Source organism: Paraburkholderia sp. RL18-085-BIA-A (assembly GCF_046027075.1).
Taxonomy (GTDB): Bacteria; Pseudomonadota; Gammaproteobacteria; order Burkholderiales; family Burkholderiaceae; genus Paraburkholderia.
This window is the reverse complement of the sequence record NZ_JARESU010000003.1, coordinates 65895-84544: the sequence shown is the minus strand read 5'-3', so window position 1 is coordinate 84544 and position 18650 is coordinate 65895. Positions and strand designations below refer to the sequence as shown.

The window sequence follows — 18650 nt, the reverse complement described above, 5'->3', positions numbered from 1 at the left end:
AATTCCTTTGACTTGTGCCTTAGAAGGTACGCGCTTTCGGCGGCACCGATTCGACGGTCAGCGGTTTCATGTGAACCGGCTTGTAGTCGAGGCGGTCGCCTTCGCTGAACCACAGCGTATGGCGCAGCCAGTTTTCGTCGTCGCGATGTTCGAAGTCGTTCTGCGCGTGCGCGCCACGGCTTTCCTTGCGCGCTTCGGCGGAGACCATCGTGGCGCGTGCCACTTCGATCAGGTTCGCCACTTCCAGCGCTTCGATACGGGCCGTGTTGAAGACCTTCGACTTGTCCTTCAGATGGATATTGTCGACACGTTCAGCCACTTCACGGATGCGCTCGACGCCCTTGGACAGCAGCTCCGACGTGCGGAACACGCCAGCATGCCCCTGCATCGTGCTGCGGATGTCGTTCGCGACCGACTGCGCGTACTCGCCCGACGAGGACTTGTCGAGCTTGTCCAGACGCGACAGCGCGAAGTCGGCGGCGTCGGCCGGCAGCGGCTTGTGCTCCTTCGTGTCCTTCACGTGCTTGACGATGTGGTTGCCGGCCGCGCGGCCGAACACCACAAGGTCGAGCAGCGAGTTCGTGCCGAGGCGGTTCGCGCCGTGCACCGACACACACGAGCATTCGCCCACAGCGTAGAAACCGTTGACGACCTCTTCGTGACCCCTCGGCGTACCGACGACCTGACCGTTGATGTTCGTCGGGATCCCGCCCATCTGGTAGTGGATGGTCGGCACAACCGGAATCGGTTCCTTGATGCAATCGACGTTCGCAAACTTCATCGCGATTTCGCGGATCGACGGCAGACGCTTCATGATCGTCTCTGCCCCGATGTGCGACAGGTCGAGCAGCACGTGATCCTTGTTCGGACCCACGCCGCGGCCTTCCTTGATTTCCTGGTCCATCGAACGCGAAACGAAATCGCGCGGTGCCAGATCCTTCAAAGTAGGCGCGTAGCGTTCCATGAAACGCTCGCCGTTCGAGTTGCGCAGAATGCCGCCTTCACCACGCACGCCTTCGGTAATCAGCACGCCCGCGCCGGCCACGCCGGTGGGGTGGAATTGCCAGAATTCCATGTCTTGCAGCGCGATGCCCGAACGCGCGGCCATGCCCAGGCCGTCACCGGTGTTGATGAACGCGTTGGTCGATGCCGCGAAGATCCGGCCCGCGCCGCCCGTAGCGAACAGCGTGGTCTTGCCTTCGAGGATGTAGACGTCGCCGGTTTCCATTTCCAGCGCGGTCACGCCGAGCACGTCGCCGTCGGCGTCGCGGATCAGGTCCAGCGCCATCCATTCGACGAAGAACTGCGTCTTGGCCGCGACGTTCTGCTGGTACAGCGTGTGCAGCAATGCGTGACCGGTCCGGTCAGCGGCCGCGCAAGCGCGTTGCACCGGCTTTTCGCCGTAGTTCGCGGTGTGGCCGCCGAACGGGCGCTGATAAATCGTGCCGTCCGCGTTACGGTCGAACGGCATGCCAAAGTGTTCGAGTTCGTAGACTGCATTCGGTGCTTCACGGCACATGAACTCGATCGCGTCCTGGTCGCCGAGCCAGTCGGAACCCTTGATCGTGTCGTAGAAGTGATAGTGCCAGTTGTCTTCGCTCATGTTGCCAAGCGAGGCGCCGATGCCGCCTTGTGCCGCGACCGTGTGCGAACGCGTCGGGAACACCTTGGACAGCACGCACACCGACAGACCGGCGCGCGCGAGTTGCAGCGAAGCGCGCATCCCCGAGCCGCCTGCGCCGACGATAACCACGTCAAACTTGCGACGCGGCAGAGAATTCTTGATTGCAGCCATTCTTTTACACTCTCCAGAGAATCTGCGCAGCGTAGCCCGCACATGCGAGCAGCCAGACGATCGTCAGCGCCTGAAGCAACAGGCGCACGCCAACGGGCTTCACATAGTCCATCCAGATGTCGCGGATACCAACCCACGCGTGATAGAACAGCGACAGCAGCGTGACAAACGTGGCGAGCTTCATCCATTGCGTCGCGAAGATCGACGCCCAGCCGTCGTACGAGAAATCGTGCGCGCCGAAGAACCACGCGAGCAGGATCACCGTGTAGACCGCCATCACGGCGGCGGTGATGCGTTGCGCGAGCCAGTCGCGCAGACCGTAATGCGCGCCGACGACGAGACGCTTCGAACCGATTCGGTTATTAGCTGACATTTTTTAGAATGCTCCGAACAGTTTTGCCGCGAATGCAATGGTGAGCAGCGACGACACGACGAGGACCACGATCGAGGTCGACTTGCCTTTTTCCTTCGTCACCGCGTTGTGGTTGGTATCCATCACGAGGTGACGGATGCCGGCGCAGAAGTGAAACAGGAAAGCCCACGCGAGAACCAGCGTGATGAGCTTGACGATGATGTTGGAGAGGAAACCTTTGAAGACTTCGAAACTCAATTCGGAAGTCAGGCTCTGATCAAAGAGGTACAGCAGGAACGGAAGAAAAACAAACAGCAGACCACCGCTCAAGCGGTGCAGGATCGACACTCGCCCCGCTAGCGGGAGACGGTATGCCGTCAATATTTGCCCAATACCGATGTTCCGGAATTCCGGCCTCGGTTTTTTTACGGCTTCAGCCATGCTAGACCCCTACTATGTAGTCACACTAATCCGCAATTTTAGCGCCTTTTCATATCGCGCTGCAGCGAAAACCACTACAGGTCCGTTACAGTGCGCGCGATAAAGGCGCCGTCAAACAGGCGCGCGCGTGGGATGCGCACCTCGATCCAGCCCGATTCAGCTCAGATCGTTCTGATAGTAATACCCGGTTGTGACATACCAACCTCGCCGGACTTCAACCGGCCGGTCCCCGTATGTATAGGACACGCGCTCGACCGACAGCAACGGAAAACCCGCCGGCACGCGCAGCAGGTCGGCCACCGACGGCTCGGCCGCCACCGCGCGGATCTTCTCCGTCGCGCGGATCATGCGGGTGCCGAATTCCGTCTCGAACATCGCGTAGAGGGGACCCTTGTACTCCGACAGCCGTTCGAGCGTGAGTCCGCGGAACACGGCGCCGGGCAGCCAGATTTCGTCGAGTACGGTGATTTCGCCGTCGAACTGCAGCAAGCGCTTGATCAGCACGACCGGTTCGGCCGGCTTCAGATCGAGTTGCCTCGCGATGTCCGCTGAAGCGCGCAAACGCCGGCATTCGAGCAGGCGGCTCACGTGCGGGTGTTCCGCGCCGTCTTCGGCCAGCAACCTCAGGAAACGAAACTGGGCGCGATCCTCGTTGTGCGTTGCGACAAAGGTGCCCTTTCCCTGGCGGCGCACCAGCAGGTTGTCGGCGGCAAGCTCGTCGATTGCTTTGCGCACCGTGCCCTGACTGACCTTGTATCTTGCCGCCAATTCGACTTCACTAGGAATGATCTCGCCCGGCTTCCATTCGCCGCCTTCGAGACTCTGCGTAATCAGCCCCTTGATCTGCTGATACAACGGGCTGAAAGTAGGCGACGCAGCGGGAGCGGCATTGGATACACCTTCTCCCGCGGCCCCTTGGCCGCTCGGGTTGGTGGTGTTCGCCGGGTTCGAATTCATCCGCGCATTTCATCATAAAGGGCTGGGGTGCGTCTAGGGTTTTCCCCGCAATAGATGTGTCTTATATAAGACATAAGATAATGTTGACTTTGTGTCTGACGACTCCTACACTCCTTGTCGAGCAAGGGTTTGCGGGTTTTTTCGGCGGCTGTTTAATGCAGCCCCGCGACGCGCCGGCAGCCACTCTGCACATGCTGTTCCCTCGCAGTTCAAGTTTCGATTCGCCGCCATCCGTGGGTCAGACGCTTGCCGAAACGCGCTGTTTGCAGGAGCCCGCACCGTGCAGCGGCTACCCGGCGTCTCGAAGTCCCGTTCCCGTCCTCTCGAGAAAACACTGGGCCGCCCGGCGTTTTCCGCTCCGCGGGAAGTCCCCCGCCCCGAAGGAAGTCCCCTTGGGGGATCGTGGAATCGCCCCTCGGAGGCTGACGTGAAGCGCCGACTGAGGACGCTCGGCAGTACAGGTTTCCGGCATGGCGGTCTTGCCGCATTCGCGCCGCCCGGCCTCGGCAAATTGCGAGTCCGGGCGCGAACAGTGAATTCCGCCGTGTTTCATAACGCTTCGCTGAACGCGCATATAGAATGGCGTTTTCCTTAGCGTCTAACGCATCGTCCTGGAGATTTCTCAATGGCTAAGCCCGCAAAGCGCGTTGCCGTCACCGGCGCCGCAGGTCAAATCGCTTACTCCCTGCTGTTCCGCATCGCCAATGGCGATCTGCTCGGCAAGGATCAACCGGTCATCCTGCAACTGCTCGACCTGCCGCAAGCGCAAGGCGCCGTCAAAGGCGTCGTGATGGAACTGGATGATTGCGCATTCCCGCTGCTGTCGGGCGTCGTGATCACCGACGACCCGAAGGTCGCATTCAAGGATGCAGACGTGGCCCTGCTGGTCGGCGCGCGTCCGCGTTCGAAAGGCATGGAGCGTAAGGACCTGCTGTCGGCCAACGCTGAAATTTTCACGGTTCAGGGCAAGGCGCTGAACGACGTTGCAAGCCGTGACGTGAAGGTGCTGGTGGTCGGCAACCCGGCCAACACGAACGCCTACATCGCAATGAAGTCGGCGCCGGATCTGCCGAAGAAGAACTTCACCGCGATGCTGCGTCTGGACCACAACCGCGCACTGTCGCAACTGGCTGCCAAGTCGGGCAAGCCGGTCGCGTCGATCGAAAAGCTGGCTGTGTGGGGCAACCACTCGCCGACCATGTACCCGGACTTCCGCGTTGCAACGGCGGAAGGTCAGGACCTGACCAAGCTGATCAACGACGAAGAATGGAACCGCAACACGTTCATCCCGACCGTCGGCAAGCGCGGTGCGGCGATCATCGAAGCGCGCGGCCTGTCGTCGGCGGCGTCGGCGGCTAACGCTGCAATCGACCACGTGCGTGACTGGGTCCTCGGCACGAACGGCAAGTGGGTCACGATGGGCATTCCGTCGGACGGCTCGTATGGCATTCCGGAAGACATCATCTACGGTGTGCCGGTCACGTGCGAAAACGGCGAGTACAAGCGCGTCGAAGGTCTGGCAATCGACGCGTTCTCGCGCGAAAAGATGGACGGCACGCTGCAGGAACTGCTGGAAGAGCGCGAAGGCGTTCAGCACCTGCTCGGCTAAGCACTAGATGCCGATGAACCGGAACTCCGTAGCGTCACCGCGGCGGGTTCCGGTTTTTTTCGCGCGAATGCAGTGTTTCACCGCTGATCCGAACGCGTTTTGTTACCACCCCACGGTGGCCGGACAGAACGCGACCGAATCAGATTTTCTCTAATCACCACCCACGCCCCTGACGCCGAAGATGCGCGCCCTCACACCCGCCGAAGTGCTGTTTGACGGCGAAGTGCCGCCCGCTGTGCTGCCTGCCTGCGATCACTACGCCGGCAGCGAAAAGCTGATGCTGAAATCGCTCACGTTGCAGCAGCAACTGGGGCCGGTATTCGACATCACGCTCGATTGCGAAGACGGCGCGCAAGTCGGCCGCGAGGCGGAACATGCGGAGCTGGTCGCGTCGCTGCTCGGCAGCGAGCATGACCGCTTCGGCCGCGTCGGCGTGCGCATTCACGACTTCGACCACCCGCATTGGCGTGACGACGTGCGTCTGATCCTGCGCGCCGCGAAGCGAGCACCTGCTTACATCACTCTGCCGAAAATCCGCCACGTCCCCGATGCCGCCGAAATGGTCGCGTTCATCGAGGCGACGCGGCGCGAACTGGGCATCGCGCAACCGGTGCCGGTGCAACTGCTGGTCGAAACCCACGGCGCGCTCACGCGCGTGTTCGACCTGGCCGCACTGCCGGGCGTCGAAGCACTGAGCTTCGGCCTGATGGATTTCGTTTCCGCGCACGACGGCGCGATTCCCGATACCGCGATGCGCTCGCCGGGCCAGTTCGATCATCCGCTGGTGCGGCGCGCGAAGCTGGAAATCTCGGCGGCCTGCCATGCGCACGGCAAAGTGCCGTCGCACAACGTCAGCACGGAAGTGCGCGACATGCGCGTGGTCGCGAACGACGCCGCGCGCGCTCGCAACGAGTTCGGCTACACGCGGATGTGGAGCATTCACCCGGCGCAGATCGAGGCGATCGTCGCCGCGTTCGCCCCGCGCGACGAAGAAATCGCCACGGCGGCCGAAATCCTGCTGGCTGCGCAGTCCGCGCACTGGGGACCGACGCGCCATCACGACACGTTGCACGACCGCGCGAGCTACCGCTATTACTGGTCGGTGCTGCGCCGCGCGCAAACCACGGGCCGCGCCGTTCCGCAAGAGGCCGCGCCGCTGTTCGCGGAAGTGGGCGCTAACGGACAGTCGGCATCGTGAGCGCGATGGCTCAGACAGCAATTCACGCAGCAGCTAGCAGCAGGCATACAGGAGAAGGCGGGAGATGAGTGAGACGACGCAAGCCGCTGGCGCACAAAGCGGCTTCAAACCGAAGAAATCCGTCGCCCTGTCGGGCGTAACGGCGGGCAACACCGCGCTGTGCACGGTCGGCAAGACCGGCAATGACTTGCACTACCGCGGCTACGACATTCTCGACATCGCGAGCGCGTGCGAATTCGAAGAGATCGCGTATCTGCTGGTCCACGAAAAGCTGCCGACCCAGGCCGAACTGACCGCCTACAAGACGAAGCTCAAAGGCTTGCGCGGCCTGCCCGCGAACGTCAAGGCCGCGCTCGAATGGATCCCCGCCGCCGCGCATCCGATGGACGTGATGCGCACCGGCGTGTCGGTGCTCGGCACCGTGCTGCCGGAGAAGGACGATCACAACCTGTCGGGCGCGCGCGACATCGCCGACAAGCTGATGGCCTCGCTCGGTTCGATGCTGCTGTACTGGTACCACTATTCGCACAACGGCAAGCGCATCGAGGTGGAAACCGACGACGATTCGATCGGCGGCCACTTCCTGCATCTGCTGCACGGCGTGGCGCCGTCGAAGTCGTGGGTCGACGCGATGCACGTGTCGCTGAACCTGTACGCGGAGCATGAGTTCAACGCGTCGACCTTCACCGGCCGAGTGATCGCGGGCACGGGCTCGGACATCCATTCGGCGATCACCGGCGCGATCGGCGCGCTGCGCGGCCCGAAGCACGGCGGCGCCAACGAGGCCGCGTTCGAGATCCAGTCGCGCTACCAGACGCCTGACGAAGCCGAGGCGGACATCCGCCGCCGGGTCGAGAACAAGGAAGTGGTGATCGGCTTCGGCCATCCGGTGTACACGATCTCCGACCCGCGCAACAAGGTCATCAAGGAAGTCGCGAAGAAGCTCTCGAAGGAAGCGGGCAACACCAAGCTGTTCGCGATTGCCGAGCGGCTCGAATCGGTGATGTGGGAAGCGAAGAAGATGTTCCCGAATCTGGACTGGTTCAGCGCGGTTTCGTATCACATGATGGGCGTGCCGACGGCGATGTTCACGCCGCTGTTCGTGATCTCGCGCACGGCCGGCTGGAGCGCGCACATCATCGAGCAGCGCATCGACAACAAGATCATCCGGCCGAGCGCGAATTACACCGGACCCGAGAATTTGAAGTACCTGCCGCTAAATAGGAGAAAATAGCGGTCGCTGTGCGCTTTCTGAGCGCGTGCAGTTCAACCCGCGCGGTCGCCAGGACCGGTAGCCCGCGCAATGTTTAACTGAAATTAGATAGAAAGGTTTTCTCCATGAAAAAGCTGATGATCGCTGCCGTGATTGGCGCCCTGTCCACGACAATGCTGTCCGTCTCGACCGACGCCGTCGCACAACCGGCGACCACCACGACGCCCGCCGCCAAGGCTGTCGCGAAACGGCCGCAGCCGCGCCGCCTGATCAAGCGCAAGGAAAATCCCGCCAAGGAAGCGAAGGTCGATCCGATGCCGGAAGGCGCGGAAAAGTGGTCGTGCAAGGACGGTCTCGCTTTCGAAATGAAGGGCGACATGAAGCGTGACCAGATCGTCACGGTTCACTGGGCGAACAAAAACTACAATCTGCCGCGCGAAGCGACCACCACGGGTGCGGACCGTTTCCACGACGCCGCAACCGGCATGGATCTCGTCGTGATCCCGACCAAGGCCATGCTGTTCCAGGACAAGGACAGCTCGCGTCTGGCCGACGAATGCAAGACGGTGGCCATGGAGCAAGGCGCGCCGGCTCCGACGCAATCGAATGCAGTCAACAAGACCAGCAACTGACCACCGCCATCAGGAACGCTCCCCGATGTCTGCTCCGATTTCCAACGTGCGACCCGACCCGGACTCCGTCCTCGTCGATATCGTCGACTACGTTCTGGATTTTCAGATCGACAGCACGCTCGCGCTGGAAACCGCGCGTCACTGCCTGATCGATACGCTCGGCTGCGGACTCGAGGCGCTCACCTACCCGGCCTGCACCAAGCTGATGGGACCGATCGTGCCGGGCACGATCGTCCCCAACGGCGCGAAGGTGCCGGGTACGTCGTTCCAGCTGGACCCGGTTCAGGCCGCCTTCAACATCGGCGCGATGATCCGCTGGCTCGACTTCAACGACACGTGGCTCGCCGCCGAATGGGGTCATCCTTCGGATAACCTCGGCGCAATTCTGGCGACAGCCGACTGGCTCACGCGCAGTGCCATCGCAGCGGGCAAAGCGCCGCTGACGATGAAAGACGTGTTGATCGCAATGATCAAGGCGCACGAAATTCAAGGCTGTATCGCGCTCGAAAACTCCTTCAACAAGGTCGGGCTCGATCATGTATTGCTGGTGAAACTGGCGTCGACGGCCGTGGCCGGTCAGCTGATCGGCCTCACGCGCGACGAATTGATCAATGCGGTGTCGCAGGCGTTCGTCGACGGGCACGCGCTGCGCACCTATCGCCACGCGCCGAACACCGGTTCGCGCAAGTCGTGGGCCGCGGGCGATGCGACTTCGCGCGCCGTGCGCCTCGCGCTGATTTCGAAGACCGGCGAAATGGGCTATCCGTCGGTGCTGAGCGCGAAGACGTGGGGCTTCTACGACGTGCTGTTCAAGGGCAACGCGTTCAGATTTCAGCGTCCGTACGGCTCGTACGTGATGGAGAACGTGCTGTTCAAGATCTCGTTTCCGGCCGAATTCCACGCCCAAACCGCCGTGGAAGCCGCGCTCGCGCTGCACGCGCAATTGATCTCGGCGGCCAAGCGTGTGGAAGACATCAGCAGGATCACGATACGCACCCACGAAGCCGCGATCCGCATCATCGACAAGAAAGGCCCGCTGAACAACCCGGCCGACCGCGATCATTGCATCCAGTACATGATCGCCGTGCCGTTGATCCACGGCCGCCTGACGGCCGCGGATTACGAAGATTCGATCGCGCAGGACGCGCGTATCGATGTGCTGCGCGCAAAGATGGAATGTGTCGAAGACGCGCAGTTCACGAAGGATTACCACGATCCGGAGAAGCGTTCGATCGCCAATGCACTGACGATCGAATTCAACGACGGATCGAAGTTCGATGAAGTCGTAGTCGAATACCCGATCGGTCACAAGCGCCGTCGCGAGGACGGGATTCCGTTGCTGGTCGAGAAGTTCAGGACTAACCTCGCGCGGCGCTTTCCGGTCAAGCAACAACTGGCGATTCTCGGCGTGTCGCTCGATCAGGCAAGGCTCGAAGCCATGCCGGTCAATGAATACGTCGATCTGTACGTCATTTAGTCAAGTACTGTAGTTCCGCGATCAAACCAAGGAAAACACCATGGCCCACAACCTCCACAAAACGCTCAAGGAATTCGACAGCGGTTCCGGCAAAGGCAAGTTCTACTCCCTGCCGCAACTCGGCAAGGCACTGAACATCAAGATCGACCGCCTGCCGGTTTCGATCCGTATCGTGCTGGAATCGGTGCTGCGCAACTATGACGGCAAGAAGATCGCCGAAGAACACATCACGCAACTGGCGAACTGGAAGCCGACCGCCAGCCGCGTCGACGAAATCCCGTTCGTCGTGTCGCGCGTCGTGCTGCAGGACTTCACCGGCGTGCCGCTGCTCGCCGACATCGCTGCAATGCGCGGTGTCGCGCAGCGCGCGGGCAAGAACCCGAAGTCGATCGAGCCGCTGGTCCCGGTCGATCTGGTCGTCGACCACTCGGTGCAGATCGATCACTTCCGTGAAAAGAACGCGCTCGACCTGAACATGAAACTGGAATTCCAGCGCAACAACGAGCGCTACCAGTTCATGAAGTGGGGCATGCAGGCATTCGACACGTTCAAGGTCGTGCCGCCGGGCGTCGGCATCGTTCACCAGGTGAACCTGGAATACCTAGCACGCGGCGTGCACAAGAAGGCTGACGGCACGGACACGGTGTACTACCCGGATACGCTGGTCGGCACCGACAGCCACACCACGATGATCAACGGCATCGGCGTGGTGGGCTGGGGCGTGGGCGGCATCGAGGCTGAAGCCGGCATGCTCGGCCAGCCGGTGTACTTCCTGACGCCGGACGTGGTCGGCGTGAACCTGAAGGGCAAGCTGCGCGAAGGCGTGACGGCCACCGACCTGGTGCTGACCATCACCGAACTGCTGCGCAAGGAAAAGGTCGTCGGCAAATTCGTCGAGTTCTTCGGCGAAGGCACGCGCTCGCTGTCGCTGCCGGACCGCGCAACGATCGGCAACATGGCGCCGGAATACGGCGCAACGATGGGCTTCTTCCCGGTCGACGAAAAGACCATCGACTACTTCAAGGGCACGGGCCGCACCGACGCGGAAATCTCGGCGTTCCAGAACTACTTCAAGGCGCAGAACCTGTTCGGCGTTCCGAAGGAAGGCGACATCGACTTCACGAAGGTCGTCACGCTGGATCTGGGCACGGTAGCTCCGTCGCTGGCCGGTCCGAAGCGTCCGCAAGACCGTATCGAAATCGGCAATGTGAAGTCGACCTTCAGCGACCTGTTCTCGAAGCCGGTCGCGGAAAACGGCTTTGCGAAGAAGGAAGCCGATCTGGACGCGCAATACACGACGAGCAACGGCGTGGACGTGAAGAACGGCGACGTGCTGATCGCCGCGATCACGTCGTGCACGAACACGTCGAACCCGAGCGTGCTGCTGGCCGCCGGCCTGCTGGCGAAGAAGGCCGTCGAAGCCGGCCTGACGGTCGCTCCGCACATCAAGACGTCGCTGGCTCCGGGATCGCGTATCGTCACCGAATACCTGACCAAGACCGACCTGCTGAAGTACCTCGACAAGCTCGGCTTCACGCTGGCCGCTTACGGTTGCACGACCTGTATCGGCAACGCCGGCGACCTGACGCCCGAACTGAACGAAGCGATCACGAAGAACGACATCGTCGCCGCAGCGGTGCTGTCGGGCAACCGTAACTTCGAAGCGCGTATTCACCCGAACATCCGCGCGAACTTCCTGGCCTCGCCGCCGCTGGTCGTCGCTTACGCGATCGCCGGCAACATCACGCGCGACCTGATGACCGAACCGGTCGGCAAGGGCAAGGGCGGTAAGGACATCTACCTGGGCGACATCTGGCCGACCAGCGAAGAAGTCAACGAACTGCTCAAGTTCGCGCTGGACGCGGAAGCGTTCCGCAAGAACTACGCGCAGCTCACCAAGAAGGGCGACCTGTGGAGCAAGATCGAAGGCGAAGAAGGTCAGGTCTACGACTGGCCGAAGTCGACCTACATCGCGGAGCCGCCGTTCTTCGGCAAGGACTTCTCGATGACGCCGGCCGACAGCATCGCACCGGTCAAGAACGCGCGCGCACTGGGCATCTTCGGTGACTCGGTCACGACCGACCACATCAGCCCGGCAGGCTCGATCAAGGAAGACTCGCCGGCAGGCAAGTGGCTGAAGGAAAACGGCGTGCAGAAGGCCGACTTCAACAGCTACGGCTCGCGCCGCGGCAACCACGACGTGATGATGCGCGGCACGTTCGCGAACGTCCGGATCAAGAACCTGATGATCCCGGCAAAGGCAGACGGCTCGCGCGTCGAAGGCGGCCTGACGATTCACCAGCCGAGCGGCGAACAACAGTCGATCTATGACGCAGCGATGAAGTACATCGACGCCGGCACGCCGACCGTTGTGTTCGCGGGCGAAGAGTACGGCACGGGCTCGTCGCGTGACTGGGCTGCGAAGGGTACGCAACTGCTGGGCGTGAAGGCCGTGGTTGCACGCAGCTTCGAGCGGATCCACCGTTCGAACCTGGTCGGCATGGGCGTTCTGCCGCTGCAGTTCAAGGGCTCGGATAGCGTGCAGTCGCTCGGCATCACCGGCGAAGAAACTTACGACATCGAAGGCCTGGGCGCGGACTTCAAGCCGCAACAGGAAGTGACGCTGGTGATTCGCGGCAAGGACGGCAGCGAGAAGCGCGTGCAAGTGCTGCTGCGCATCGACACGCCGATTGAAGTCGACTACTACAAGCACGGCGGGATTCTGCCGTTCGTGCTGCGTTCGCTGCTGGCTGCTTAAGCTCGGCGGTAAAGCAAACGGCTTGGCTGTTTTGCAGGGGCTGCGTCCTGTGGAGGGCGCAGCCGATTTTGAAGCCCGACCTTTGGTCGGGCTTTTTTTTGCCGCTCAGTTTTGAGCGCTGGGCGTCGCAAAGACGGACGGGTTGTCGGTGATTCGGCGCTGCGTCATGTGGGCGTTCCAGTCGGTGTCGTTTGATGCAGGCGCGCTTGTGTTTGCCCGCGTGGTGACGCTCGTGCGGCGGTGGTGTTGCTGCGCGATGGTCCAGTCGAGCCATGCGGCCTGGTCGATGGCTTCACGGTCGGCGGCGGCAGCGTCAGGCGATGGGCGTGGGGGCCATTCGGGTTGCATCGATGCGGCAGAACGTATGGCCGGGCGAATCGTCACGGTTGCTGCGCGATGTTCGTCGAACTGCGATTCGCCTGGACGCGTGGACGTTGATTTGTTGTTGGCGTTGGGCTTGGCTGGACGCAGTGCTTGTAGCGGCGGTCTGGGCTCGCTTCGGAGCACGGCCTTTGGCGTCGGGGCCGCCGCTCGCGCGCTCCGCGCGGGCTTCAGCGCGACTTCAACGGACGGCTGCGCCGCGCCCGGCATCGCCACAGACGACCGCGCTATCGCCATCGTTGCCCTCTTGTCGGCGTCATGCGCCGCCGTGGTCGTCAACAACCATGCGAGCGCAATGCTGCAAGCCACAAAGATCACTCCCCCCAAAATTCGATCCGCACGGGAGGAATACCAGCGCGTCATCCTCATCTCGAGGTAGTGCCTGGATTCGTCCATTTGCGCATCGAAACAGGAGGAATTGTCGCGTGGCTTCGGCAGCTTGTAGAAGAAGCGGGACCTTTGTCCCGGCGCAAACGGAATGCGACGTTCCTGTGGCGAGTTGCGCCGCGCAACGTCCCGAATCACCTGATGCGCCGCGATGACTGCCGCCGGTTGCGGCCGACGTTGCGCCGCGTTTCGCGGCGGCCAGCGGTACACGCCGTAAGGCGGTGGCAAACCACGCAGCAACCGCGCATTCGGGAGCGCCAGATTGCCTTGAATCAAGGCCAGCGGTCGATTCATGGCTGGCTGTTCCGACGTGCTAGATGCGACGTCTCGAGTTGTTTGACCAGGTTCCTGGCGCGGTGAATCAACGCCTCTATCAAGCCGGTGTCATGGTCCAGTGGAGAAACACTCGCGCGGCGCAACGCCTCCATCAAACCACGCGCGCCGACGAGCCCGACCGCGCCGCTCAATCGGTGCAGCAGGCCACATACATGAATGGGATCACGCTGGCAATGCAATGCGCTAGCCAAGGCGTACAGGTCGTCGTCCATCGCACGGCGCCAGCCGGTCAGGAACGCGGGTAGGTCGATGCCTTCTCCGGATAGTGCGTCCAGGTAACTTTGTTCGAAGGGTTCGTGTTCGTGTTCGTGTTCGTGTTCGGGTTCGGTGGGGTGGGCGGATTCGGCGGCTTCCGTTAATTCGCAGCGGCAAGCCCGCTCGTTCGTGATTGCTTGGCATTGTCCAGTCGCTCGCCGCAACGCTGCTCGCAACAGGCACGTGCCGATCAACGCGACGACCACCGCGCTCGACAGCGCCCATAACCAAGGCTGCCGTGCGATTGCCGCGCTCCGCGAGCGCTGTCCCGACTCGTCAAAGAGGGTGGGTCTATTGCCATTCGAAGCAGACGCAGAGGCCGCATCAAAACCGCCGCTTGCATGCGACCCGGCGTCACGGACCGTGTGCTCAAGGCTGCTTGCCACAACGTGCGCGGCCGACGCCGCTGCACGACGCGAATCATCAGTGAGCACGACTTGCGGCGTGCGGCCAGTTGACGGCGCCGCGTTGGCGCGTGTCGAAAACATCCACAGCAATGCGAATGCAAAGAGACAACCCGACAACGTCGCCAGACGGATTGCAGCCTGCCACTCGCGGCGGGTATGAGGAGGAGAAAGACTGTCGACGAAGCCCGCCGCACGACGGCTTGCCCCCACAGCGGAACCTAGCAGGCCCATATCGTTCATAGCCCGCAAAATTAATCGATCAACTTATGCAGCGAAGCAAACTCGATCAGCGCCGCCAACGACGAAAGCCCGAGCTTTTCCTGAATACGGCTTTTGTAGGTGCTCACGGTTTTGTCGCTGACGAACAGCGCGTCGCCGATCGCCTTGTTCGACATGCCTTTCGAGAGCATCTGCAGGATCACCAGTTCCTTGTCCGACAGCATCCTCACCCGCGCCTCTTCATCCGCCGCCGCGTTGATCGTGGGCACCATGCCGCCGGCGGACGTCACCGGGAACACGGTATAGCCGGCGAGCACGGCCTCCACGCCCCGCATGATCTCCTTCATTTCCTGCGACTTGCCGACAAAACCGTGAACGCCGGAGCGCATCGCGCGCGGCGCGAACGTGGCGGGGTCGTGCCCCGACAGCACCAGTACGCGGATCGACGGATGGACGAGCTTGAGCCGTGGAATCACGTCGAGCCCGCTGATGCGCGGAATGTCGAGATCCAGTATCGCCAGACTCGGCGTGCGTTGCCGGGCCATTTCGACGGCGGTCTGTCCGTTGTCGGCCTCGATGACTTCCTCGATACCCAGCAATTGCATGAGCTGCATCTTGATGACCATCCGGAATGCCGGGTGGTCGTCGATAACCAGAATAGTTGACATGTTGTGCATCCCCCTTTGAAACCATTCCCCGCTGCATCGGTTCTTGTCATTGCGCGGTTTGAAGTTGTGTCGAGCCTCGCGCCTGCTCCTTTTAATTGTCGGCAGAGCGGTCCAACGAGGCTTGGTCTGCAAGCTCGATGACAACCCGCCGGTTCGGCGCAAGGCACCGTACCAACTCGTCGCGCTTCGTTTGGCGACAGTCGACCCGCTGATTCGCGCTGCCTTGACCCTGCGCAATGACCGGTAATGTCACACCACGTGTTCGCAGATACTGCTCGACGGTCCGCGCCCGCGACCACGACAGACGCAGGTTGTAGGCGTCGTCGCCGAGGCGGTCGGTGTAGCCGGTGATCTTCAGCGTGCGTGTGACGGGCTGCTTCTTCAGATCGACTGCCAATGCATCGAGCCGGCGTTTGCCGCCGGGCAATATCGCTGCAACGGCTGCGCCGTCGAAGCGGAACAGGGAGTCGGCTCGCAGCGTAATTGCTTGCGGTGCCGGCGTAGCCTGGGGCGATGCGGTCTGCTGCGCCTCTCTACATTGCAGCGCGGCCTGCGCCGACTTGCGCAGGTTCTCCTGCACTTCCGGCAAGCGCCTCTCGGCGTTGGCAAAGCTGCGTATCCACGCGTCGTGCCCAGCTTGCATCAGCCCGACTTCGGCACACGCGAGCGGCGCTTGCGCCGGCAGACAGTGGACCACCTCGGAGTCGGCCTTGATTGTGTTGACGATCTTCCACAGATCGGGGCGCACCATCGACACGGTGCGTAGCGCCGGATTGACTGCGGAGATGGGTGTGCCGCGCGCGACGTTCATCGTGATGTAGGCCGCCTGGCCGATCGCTTCTTCGACGAAGCCCCAGTTGTCGTGCGCGTCGCGCGCCTGACGAGCGGCATTGATCCAGCATTGGGCCTTCGCGTGGAAGTAGTCGGCTTGCTCGCCCGACGTTTGATCGAGCTGCACCTGTAACGAGTCCAGCGTGGCGCTGCTGCCTTTAATCGACGCGTAGGCGTTGACCCATTGCGGATTGACCGCGCCCGCCGCTTCGTTCTGAAGGGCGCCGATGCCGGTTTTCAGCACGCTCGCATCTTCAATGCCGAGCCGCTCCCGCGCGTCATGGTCCGCGCAACCGGTTAATGCCAACGCACACGCAAGCGCCGTTAGCTGGAATTTCATGGCCTGGGTGCGTCGAGCGCATCTTTCTATGGAAGGCTCAGAGTATGCAGACCAGCAACCCCATCGGGAATGGGAAAAATCTTAGAATCGCGCGGAGAGTTTGCCCCTCGCGATGCGAGCGGGGAATCGGACGAAATCCCCGCTCGGGCTTCGCTCGGGGCGCCGCTTGAGCCGAGCCTGGGCCCCGCTCAAGCCCTGACCGCCCGCGCCGCATTGCGTCCGCGCAGCCATTCGAGCGCGAGCAACAGAGAGGTCGAAAAAATGATCAGGATCGTGGCCAGCGCGGCGATGGTCGGGCTGATGTTCTCGCGGATGCCGGTAAACATCTGCCGCGGCAGCGTGGTTTGATCCGCGCCCGCGAGGAACAGCGTCACCACCACTTCGTCGAATGAAGTCGCGAACGCGAACAGCGCGCCCGAAATCACGCCCGGCGCGATGACCGGCAACGTGATGCGGAAAAACGTCTTGACCGGATTCGCTCCCAGCGACAGGCTCGCGCGTACCAGGTTGTAGTTGAAACCCTGCAACGTGGCGGCCACCGTCGTCACGACGAACGGCACGCCGAGCGACGCATGCGCGAGGATCAGGCCGATGTAGGTATTGGCGAGCCCCAGCGGTGCGAAGAACAGATACATGCCGACGCCGACCACCACCACCGGCACGATCATCGGCGAGATCAGGATCGCCATCAGCAGGCCTTTGCCGCGGAAGTTGGCCTTGGTCAGGCCGATTGCCGCCAGCGTGCCGAGCACGGTCGCGACCGCCGTCGCCGACGGCGCGACGATGAAGCTGTTCTTCGCGGCCATGCGCCACTCGTCGGACGCGACCAGGTTCTGATACCAGCGCAGCGACCAGCCCGGAATCGGATACACCAGAAACGTGCTCGACGAAAACGACAGCGGCACGATCGCCAGCACGGGCAGGATCAGGTACAGCAGCGTCAGCACGACGAGCACGCGCAACGCGAAATACCATACGCGTTCGACCAGCGACGTATGCGGTGCGAACAGGGGCTTGGCAAGTTTCATCGCAATGCGCTCCGTTCAGCCGAGGCTCAATGACGAACGCGTGAAGCGTCCATAGATCACGTACAGCACGAGGGTTGCGGCCAGCAGCAGGCCGCCCAGCGCGCACGCCATGCCCCAGTTGATGGTCACGTTGGTGAAGTACGCGACGTAGTAGCTGACCATCTGATCGTTCGGTCCGCCAAGCAACGCGGGCGTGATGTAGTAGCCGATCGCCAGAATGAACACCAGCAGCGCGCCCGCGCCGATGCCCGGATAGGTTTGCGGCACGTACACGCGCCAGAACGCGGCGAACGGATGGCTGCCGAGCGACACCGCGGCGCGCTGATAGGTGGGCGGAATCGACTTCATCACGCTATACAGCGGCAGGATCATGAACGGCAGCAGAATGTGCGTCATCGAAATGTACACGCCGGTGCGGTTGAACAGCAGCGCAAGCGGATCGTGCAGGAGGCCGCTCGCGATCAGCGCCTTATTCACCAGGCCTTCGCTTTGCAGGATCACGATCCACGCGGCCACGCGCACGAGGATCGATGTCCAGAACGGAATCAGCACGAGAATCATCACCAGATTCGCGCGACGCTCGGACAGCGTCGAGATCCAGTACGCGAGCGGATAGCCGAGCAGCAGCGTGAACAAGGTCACGACCGCGCCGATCACGAACGTTCGGCTGAACACCTTCAGGTAGATCTGCTGGTCGGGATCGGTCGGAATGATGCGGCCGAACGCGTCCTGCTTGTGATCCAGCGAAGCCAGCAGATAGAACGGCGAAAACGTGCCGGCATTTTTCGCAATGGCCTGCCAGTACACGATGTCGTTCCAGCGTTCGTCCAGTTCGACGAACTTCGCGCGCACCTGGGGGGGCGTCAGTTGCAGGGGCTTGCTGTTGTCGTCGACGAACGGCATCGCGTGCGCGGACTTCGCGACCAGCGAGCGATAGCCCGGGATTTCCACGTTCAGGCGCCGCGCGAGCGCGCCCATGCCGTCGCTATCGGCGACCGCGGTGAGGTCGGTGGCGAGCGCGGCGAACGCGGCGTCCGGCGGCGGCGTTTTACGGTCCCAGCCGCTCAATGCGCTCAGCGTATGCGGCAATGCTTTGGCGACTTCGGGATTCTGGGCGGCGCGGGTCAGCAGCGTGCCGATCGGCACGACGAAGATCAGCAGCAGGAAAATCGCGAGCGGTGCGATCAGCAGCAGCGCCATCGCGCGCTTTCTGGATTCCGCGGCCTTCAGTTCGCGCTTGAGCCGGCCGGTTGAATCAGGCGTCGAATCGGCGGCGATCGTCATCGTGGTCACACCTGTCTCCTTTGTCGACCAGAGTTAGCGCTTTAGCGCTTACTCTGGTCCCATGCAAAGCTGTCGACCAGAG

16 protein-coding genes are annotated in these 18650 nt (G+C 62.2%); 6 read left to right on the top strand and 10 right to left on the bottom strand.

The window, feature by feature from the left end; all coding sequences use genetic code 11:
- Positions 1 to 19: 19 nt before the first annotated feature.
- From sdhA to P0D89_RS02875, 4 genes are all read right to left on the bottom strand, one after another.
- Complete coding sequence (gene sdhA, locus P0D89_RS02890; RefSeq protein WP_408358312.1) at positions 20 to 1795, bottom strand: succinate dehydrogenase flavoprotein subunit; 1776 nt, start codon at positions 1793 to 1795, stop codon at positions 20 to 22.
- 4 nt (positions 1796 to 1799) lie between these two features.
- On the bottom strand, positions 1800 to 2168 hold the full coding sequence (gene sdhD, locus P0D89_RS02885; protein ID WP_149670570.1) for a succinate dehydrogenase, hydrophobic membrane anchor protein: 369 nt from the start codon (positions 2166 to 2168) through the stop codon (positions 1800 to 1802).
- A gap of 3 nt (positions 2169 to 2171) precedes the next feature.
- Positions 2172 to 2588: a succinate dehydrogenase, cytochrome b556 subunit gene (gene sdhC, locus P0D89_RS02880; protein ID WP_132383609.1), complete on the bottom strand. Its 417-nt coding sequence runs from the start codon at positions 2586 to 2588 to the stop codon at positions 2172 to 2174.
- Positions 2589 to 2744: 156 nt separating this feature from the next.
- Entirely contained in the window at positions 2745 to 3545 is an 801-nt protein-coding gene (locus tag P0D89_RS02875; protein WP_408358313.1) for a GntR family transcriptional regulator, read from the bottom strand.
- 625 nt (positions 3546 to 4170) lie between these two features.
- Here P0D89_RS02875 and P0D89_RS02870 point away from each other — a divergent pair.
- The 6 genes from P0D89_RS02870 to acnA all read left to right on the top strand — a co-directional run bounded on the left by P0D89_RS02870 (position 4171) and on the right by acnA (position 12432).
- Positions 4171 to 5154, top strand: a complete 984-nt coding sequence (locus P0D89_RS02870; RefSeq protein ID WP_169497807.1) for a malate dehydrogenase — start codon at positions 4171 to 4173, stop codon at positions 5152 to 5154.
- Between the two features lie 181 nt (positions 5155 to 5335).
- The gene (locus P0D89_RS02865) at positions 5336 to 6352 is read left to right on the top strand and encodes an HpcH/HpaI aldolase/citrate lyase family protein (protein ID WP_408358314.1); all 1017 of its coding nucleotides are present in this window, start codon (positions 5336 to 5338) and stop codon (positions 6350 to 6352) included.
- Positions 6353 to 6416: 64 nt separating this feature from the next.
- Positions 6417 to 7586 carry a bifunctional 2-methylcitrate synthase/citrate synthase gene (prpC, locus tag P0D89_RS02860; protein WP_408376072.1) on the top strand — a complete coding sequence of 390 codons (1170 nt, stop codon included), beginning with the start codon at positions 6417 to 6419 and terminating at the stop codon, positions 7584 to 7586.
- 104 nt (positions 7587 to 7690) lie between these two features.
- A complete protein-coding gene (locus tag P0D89_RS02855) occupies positions 7691 to 8197 on the top strand; it encodes a hypothetical protein (RefSeq protein WP_408360540.1) in 507 nt (168 codons plus the stop codon).
- A gap of 25 nt (positions 8198 to 8222) precedes the next feature.
- Complete coding sequence (locus P0D89_RS02850; RefSeq protein WP_408360538.1) at positions 8223 to 9674, top strand: bifunctional 2-methylcitrate dehydratase/aconitate hydratase; 1452 nt, start codon at positions 8223 to 8225, stop codon at positions 9672 to 9674.
- Positions 9675 to 9714: 40 nt separating this feature from the next.
- Entirely contained in the window at positions 9715 to 12432 is a 2718-nt protein-coding gene (gene acnA / locus P0D89_RS02845; RefSeq protein WP_408360536.1) for an aconitate hydratase AcnA, read from the top strand.
- Positions 12433 to 12537: 105 nt separating this feature from the next.
- Here acnA and P0D89_RS02840 read toward each other — a convergent pair whose 3' ends face one another.
- From P0D89_RS02840 to P0D89_RS02815, 6 genes are all read right to left on the bottom strand, one after another.
- Positions 12538 to 13494 carry a hypothetical protein gene (locus P0D89_RS02840; protein ID WP_408360534.1) on the bottom strand — a complete coding sequence of 319 codons (957 nt, stop codon included), beginning with the start codon at positions 13492 to 13494 and terminating at the stop codon, positions 12538 to 12540.
- Positions 13491 to 13997 carry a hypothetical protein gene (locus tag P0D89_RS02835; RefSeq protein ID WP_408376071.1) on the bottom strand — a complete coding sequence of 169 codons (507 nt, stop codon included), beginning with the start codon at positions 13995 to 13997 and terminating at the stop codon, positions 13491 to 13493. The genes P0D89_RS02840 and P0D89_RS02835 overlap by 4 nt, the downstream gene beginning before the upstream one ends.
- Positions 13998 to 14449: 452 nt before the next feature.
- Positions 14450 to 15085, bottom strand: a complete 636-nt coding sequence (locus P0D89_RS02830; RefSeq protein WP_408360530.1) for a response regulator — start codon at positions 15083 to 15085, stop codon at positions 14450 to 14452.
- Positions 15086 to 15176: 91 nt separating this feature from the next.
- On the bottom strand, positions 15177 to 16256 hold the full coding sequence (locus tag P0D89_RS02825; RefSeq protein ID WP_408360528.1) for an OmpA family protein: 1080 nt from the start codon (positions 16254 to 16256) through the stop codon (positions 15177 to 15179).
- A gap of 188 nt (positions 16257 to 16444) precedes the next feature.
- On the bottom strand, positions 16445 to 17284 hold the full coding sequence (locus P0D89_RS02820; RefSeq protein ID WP_408360526.1) for an ABC transporter permease: 840 nt from the start codon (positions 17282 to 17284) through the stop codon (positions 16445 to 16447).
- A 15-nt stretch (positions 17285 to 17299) separates the two neighbouring features.
- Positions 17300 to 18568: an ABC transporter permease gene (locus P0D89_RS02815; RefSeq protein ID WP_408360549.1), complete on the bottom strand. Its 1269-nt coding sequence runs from the start codon at positions 18566 to 18568 to the stop codon at positions 17300 to 17302.
- Positions 18569 to 18650 lie beyond the last annotated feature (82 nt).

Excerpts from the sequence above, each read along its gene's own strand:
- P0D89_RS02830 (WP_408360530.1), bottom strand. The coding sequence starts at position 15,085 with ATGTCAACTATTCTGGTTATCGACGACCACCCGGCATTCCGGATGGTC.
- P0D89_RS02815 (WP_408360549.1), bottom strand. The coding sequence starts at position 18,568 with ATGACGATCGCCGCCGATTCGACGCCTGATTCAACCGGCCGGCTCAAG.
- P0D89_RS02855 (WP_408360540.1), top strand. The coding sequence starts at position 7,691 with ATGAAAAAGCTGATGATCGCTGCCGTGATTGGCGCCCTGTCCACGACA.
- P0D89_RS02870 (WP_169497807.1), top strand. The coding sequence starts at position 4,171 with ATGGCTAAGCCCGCAAAGCGCGTTGCCGTCACCGGCGCCGCAGGTCAA.
- P0D89_RS02840 (WP_408360534.1), bottom strand. The coding sequence starts at position 13,494 with ATGAATCGACCGCTGGCCTTGATTCAAGGCAATCTGGCGCTCCCGAAT.
- P0D89_RS02850 (WP_408360538.1), top strand. The coding sequence starts at position 8,223 with ATGTCTGCTCCGATTTCCAACGTGCGACCCGACCCGGACTCCGTCCTC.
- prpC (WP_408376072.1), top strand. The coding sequence starts at position 6,417 with ATGAGTGAGACGACGCAAGCCGCTGGCGCACAAAGCGGCTTCAAACCG.
- P0D89_RS02875 (WP_408358313.1), bottom strand. The coding sequence starts at position 3,545 with ATGAATTCGAACCCGGCGAACACCACCAACCCGAGCGGCCAAGGGGCC.
- P0D89_RS02825 (WP_408360528.1), bottom strand. The coding sequence starts at position 16,256 with ATGAAATTCCAGCTAACGGCGCTTGCGTGTGCGTTGGCATTAACCGGT.
- P0D89_RS02865 (WP_408358314.1), top strand. The coding sequence starts at position 5,336 with ATGCGCGCCCTCACACCCGCCGAAGTGCTGTTTGACGGCGAAGTGCCG.
- sdhA (WP_408358312.1), bottom strand. The coding sequence starts at position 1,795 with ATGGCTGCAATCAAGAATTCTCTGCCGCGTCGCAAGTTTGACGTGGTT.
- sdhD (WP_149670570.1), bottom strand. The coding sequence starts at position 2,168 with ATGTCAGCTAATAACCGAATCGGTTCGAAGCGTCTCGTCGTCGGCGCG.
- P0D89_RS02820 (WP_408360526.1), bottom strand. The coding sequence starts at position 17,284 with ATGAAACTTGCCAAGCCCCTGTTCGCACCGCATACGTCGCTGGTCGAA.
- acnA (WP_408360536.1), top strand. The coding sequence starts at position 9,715 with ATGGCCCACAACCTCCACAAAACGCTCAAGGAATTCGACAGCGGTTCC.
- sdhC (WP_132383609.1), bottom strand. The coding sequence starts at position 2,588 with ATGGCTGAAGCCGTAAAAAAACCGAGGCCGGAATTCCGGAACATCGGT.